3 protein-coding genes are annotated in these 4,499 nt (G+C 60.9%); all 3 read left to right on the top strand.

Going from position 1 to position 4,499, the window contains the following annotated elements:
• The first annotated feature begins 160 nt into the window (after nucleotides 1-160).
• Complete coding sequence (locus tag JNL55_RS29435; protein ID WP_293863048.1) at nucleotides 161-2,227, top strand: PQQ-dependent dehydrogenase, methanol/ethanol family; 2,067 nt, start codon at nucleotides 161-163, stop codon at nucleotides 2,225-2,227.
• A 61-nt stretch (nucleotides 2,228-2,288) separates the two neighbouring features.
• Entirely contained in the window at nucleotides 2,289-3,206 is a 918-nt protein-coding gene (locus tag JNL55_RS29430; RefSeq protein ID WP_293863046.1) for an aminotransferase class IV, read from the top strand.
• Nucleotides 3,203-3,943, top strand: coding sequence for a hypothetical protein (locus JNL55_RS29425; protein WP_293863044.1), 741 nt, complete (start codon nucleotides 3,203-3,205; stop codon nucleotides 3,941-3,943). Before JNL55_RS29430 ends, JNL55_RS29425 begins: the two co-directional genes overlap by 4 nt.
• Nucleotides 3,944-4,499 lie beyond the last annotated feature (556 nt).

Here is a 4,499-nt window from a genome sequence, read left to right as displayed (position 1 = left end):
TCTTACAAGACCACCGACAGCATGGCCGAGGTGCTGGAATCGGCCCTGGGCATCGCCCGCCAGTCGCTCAAGGGCGCCTGACGTTTCTTTGAGTTCAGCCCGGGCCTACAGCCCGGGTGCGGCCGTACTAAGATGCTCTTCATAAGAATGAGGGGGATCGATGCGGCAATTCCACTCCGCAATATCCGGCGCACTGGTCGCCGTCGCGCTGACGCAGTTGATCGCGGCGAACGCGGCCGAGGTCGATGCCGCTCGCCTGCATGCCGCTCCCAGCAATAACGCCGATTGGCTGAGTCACGGCCGCACTTACGATGAGCAGCGCTTCAGTCCGCTGGCTCGAATCAATCAAACCAACGTCGGCGAGCTGAAGCTCGCGTGGTTCTACGACTTCGACACCACGCGCGGTCAGGAAGCCACGCCGTTGGTAATCGACGGCGCGATGTATGTCACCTCGGCCTGGAGCAAAGTGTTCGCGCTCGATGCGCGCACTGGACGCGAGTTGTGGCGCTTCGATCCCAAAGTCGCTGGCCCTAAGGCCATCGATGCTTGTTGCGACGTGGTCAATCGAGGCGTGGCTGCGTGGGGCAATCGCGTCTTCGTCGGCGCGCTCGACGGCCGCTTGATCGCGCTGGATCGTGCCACTGGTGCTCAAGCTTGGTCGGTGCAGACTACGGATCCCACCAAGCGCTATACCATCACCGGTGCACCTCGCGTGATCGGCGGCAAAGTCATCATCGGTAACGGCGGCGGTGAGATGGGCGTGCGCGGTTACGTGTCCGCCTACGATGCCAACGACGGCAAACTGCTGTGGCGTTTCTATACCGTGCCCGGCAATCCCAAGGACGGCTTCGACAGCGCTGTGCTGGAGAAGGCCGCGAAGACGTGGCACGGCGAATGGTGGAAGTACGGTGGCGGCGGCACGGTGTGGGACTCGATGGCCTACGATCCGCAGCTCGATCTTCTTTATATCGGCGTGGGCAACGGCAGCCCGTGGAATCATCGCATTCGCTCCAACGGCGCAGGCGACAATTTGTTTTTGTCGTCCATCGTGGCGCTGAAGCCGGCGACGGGCGAATACGTGTGGCATTTCCAAACGACGCCGGCGGAGTCTTGGGATTTCACCGCGACTCAACACATCATCCTGGCCGATCTCACCATCGACGGTCGCGCGCGCCAGGTGCTCATGCAGGCACCGAAGAACGGCTTCTTCTTTGTGATCGACCGCGCCACCGGTGAATTCATCCACGCCAAGAATTACGTGAACGTGACTTGGACCACTGGGCTCGATCCGAAAACCGGCCGCCCGGGTGTCGTGCCCGAAGCTCGCTATGTACGCGAGCCGGCCATGGTGGCGCCGGGGCCGCTGGGCGCGCACAACTGGTATCCGATGACGTTCAGTCCGCAAACCCAGCTTGCTTATATTCCTGCGCTGGAGACGTCGAACTATTACCAACATGACGACGCGTTTCAGTTTCTCGAGCGCACCTGGAATACCGGTGTCGTCGTTTCTCGCGATCCCGCCAACGCCAAGAGCGTGGCTGACGCTGCCAAGAGCAAGGGCGGGGCGATGTTGCTCGCGTGGGATCCAGTTGCTCAGCGCGAAGTGTGGCGTGTGAATTATCAACGTGCCGGCAACGGCGGGCTGCTATCGACGGCCGGCAGCTTGGTGTTTCAAGGATCGGTCGACGGCATGTTCAATGCTTACGCGGCGGACACCGGTGTGCGCTTGTGGTCGCAGGATGTGCAGAACGCGATTCTCGGTGGCCCCGTGACGTTCGAGCTAGACGATGAGCAATATGTGGTCGCGCTCGCTGGTATCGGCGGTGTCGCGCTTGCCGGCAGCTCAGTCGGCTCGCAGTCACGCAGCGAGTTCGGTCGAGTCGTTGCGTTCAAGCTCGGCGGCAAGGCCGCGTTGCCCGCGCTCATTGCTACCACTTCGCGCCGGCCGCCGGATGTACGTCGAGCGAACGCGGAAGGGGATATCGAAGTCGGTCATCGCAACTACACCCGCGTGTGCATGGCGTGTCACGGCGAGAACGCGAGCAGTAACACGGCCATTCCGGACTTGCGCTATTCGAACGCCATCGTGGAGCGTGAGGCCTTCAAGGCCATCGTGATCGACGGCGTGCGCGCCGACAAAGGCATGGTCGGCTTTGGCTCGGCGCTAAGCCCGGCGGAGGTCGAGGAGATTCGCGCCTACCTGGTGTCCCTGGCCATCGCGCTCTGACGTTGCATCCCGCCGCCCGGTTGGGAATCATGGCTACCTGCTGTCACCTCGCAGGTATGCCATGGCCGGAAGTCAGGATTTCGCCCCCGATCCTCGCAATGCCAACGCATTGATCTATTTGAACGGCGCCCTCGTGCCGCGCGATCAGGCCAAGGTCTCCATTTTCGACGGCGGCTTCGTGGTCGGCGATGGCATCTGGGAAGGGCTGCGCCTACACCACGGCGCGCTACTGTTTCTGGACCAGCACCTGGATCGTTTGTACTGGGGCGCTGCGCGGATTGGTTTGGATATCGGGCTTGATCGTGACGCGCTGACGGCTGAGATCCGCCGCACGCTCGATACCAATGGCATGCAGCACGGCGCACACCTGCGAGTGATGATTACTCGCGGCGAGAAGGCGGCGCCGAATCAAGATCCCCGCAATGCCTTGGGCCGGCCGACGATTGCCATCGTCGCGGAGTACAAACTTCCCAATCCCAACATCGTCACGCAGGGCTTGAATCTGCACACCTCGTCGATCCGCTGCACGCCGGCGGATATGTTCGACATGAGATTGAATTCGCACAGCCGGCTGAATCTGATCCTGGCGCTGTTGCAGGCGATCGAGGTGGGCGCGGATGAGGCGCTCATGCTCGATCCGCATGGCTTCGTGTCGAGTTGTAATGCGACCAATTTCTTTTTTATTCGAGACGGCGTGGTGAAGACGTCGCGAGGGGACTATTGCTTCAATGGAGTCACCCGCGGGAATGTGATTCGGCTTTGTCAGGAGCATGGGGTGCCTTTGGAGCTTGGCGATTTCTGCTTAGCTGATGTGCATGCGGCGGAGGAGGCGTTCGTTACTGGCACTTTCGGTGGACTCACGCCGGTGCGGGAGATCGATGGTCATCGGTTAACCGCGGCGTTGCCTGGGCCCGTGACTACCAGGCTGCGTGCGTTGTATGAGGCGCTGAAGGATGCGCAGGCGAGTGGTCAGTCATGAGTGCTGCGCCGATTCGAATCGCGATGTGGTCGGGGCCGAGGAACATTTCCACGGCCATGATGAGATCGTTCGGGGCGAGGTTGGATACGTTTGTGGTCGATGAGCCGTTTTACGCGGCTTACCTGTCTGTGAGTGGGGTGGTTCATCCCATGAATGCTGAAGTGTTGGCGTCGCAGCCCCAAGATTGGCGGCAGGTCGCCGCGGCGTTGTTGGGGCCGGTGCCGGAAGGGAAGGCTGTCTTTTATCAAAAGCATATGACTCATCACATGCTGCCTGGGTTTGGGCGGGCTTGGATGCGGGAGGTGAGGAATGCTTTCTTGATTCGAGACCCGGCGGCGGTGTTGGCGTCTTATGTACTCAAACGAGATGAGGTTTGTTTGGCGGATATCGGGATTGTGAGGCAGCGGGAGTTGTTCGACGAGGTTGCTGATCGGTTGGGTGTGGCTCCGCCGGTTGTTTCTTGCGCTGATGTTCTTGCGTCGCCTTCGTCGATGCTGCCTAAGTTGTGCTCGGCTCTCGGTATTGAGTTCGATGCTTCCATGCTTCGCTGGCCGCCTGGTCGGCGGGCTACTGATGGTGTTTGGGCGCCGGCTTGGTATGACGCTGTTGAGCGGTCTACTGGCTTTGATTCGCCGTCGCCGGCTAAGAAAGCGGTTGAGTTGCCGGATCAGCTGCGTCGCATCGCCGATGAAGCGATGCCTCACTATGAGGTGATGGCCCGGGTGGCGATTCGCTGAGTCGCTTGTTCGGAGGTCGGAGGTCGGAGGTCGGAGTCGGATTTCGGAGCGTCGGTGGCAGGCATTACCGGCGTTTCGGAGAAGAGGCGTCGGTGGCTGGCATCGCCAGGGGTGGGTCTCTCCTACCCGGCACCGCGCACGGCCGCGGCGCGTTGCGCCGCTTGCCGCACATCCCTGGTGAGCGCTGCTGCGACTAGCACGTCCCTGTACGTCGAAGCTGCCGGCAGGAGAGACCCACCCCTGTCGATGCCTAAAGCAATGATGTGTCGTTGAGCACCAGAACGAGGCCGCTTCGGCCTAAAGCGCTGAGGTGTCGTTGAGCAACCGGAGAGCACGCTCATCTGTGTCGTACTCGCTCAGCTCTTTAATCCGAGCAAACCCAAACTCCGAGCAAGCGGCGAAGTAAAAATCTCTATTCGCTGCTGAGTTATGAGCCGAGCGAGAACAGCCAGCTCTTAATTCTTAGCTCGGCTGCCATAGCAAAGCTGTAGGCAGCGCCTGTGGGGAGGGATGTTCACCCGGCAATTGTATGCGACATGTATGTCGGTCACATAGG

This window comes from Steroidobacter sp., assembly GCF_016790065.1.
Taxonomy (GTDB): Bacteria; Pseudomonadota; Gammaproteobacteria; order Steroidobacterales; family Steroidobacteraceae; genus Steroidobacter.
This window is presented reverse-complemented; position numbering and strand designations above follow the sequence as displayed.

Bases quoted from the DNA above. Each gene is read 5' to 3' on its own strand.
- JNL55_RS29435 (WP_293863048.1), top strand. From the start codon at position 161: ATGCGGCAATTCCACTCCGCAATATCCGGCGCACTGGTCGCCGTCGCG.
- JNL55_RS29430 (WP_293863046.1), top strand. From the start codon at position 2,289: ATGGCCGGAAGTCAGGATTTCGCCCCCGATCCTCGCAATGCCAACGCA.
- JNL55_RS29425 (WP_293863044.1), top strand. From the start codon at position 3,203: ATGAGTGCTGCGCCGATTCGAATCGCGATGTGGTCGGGGCCGAGGAAC.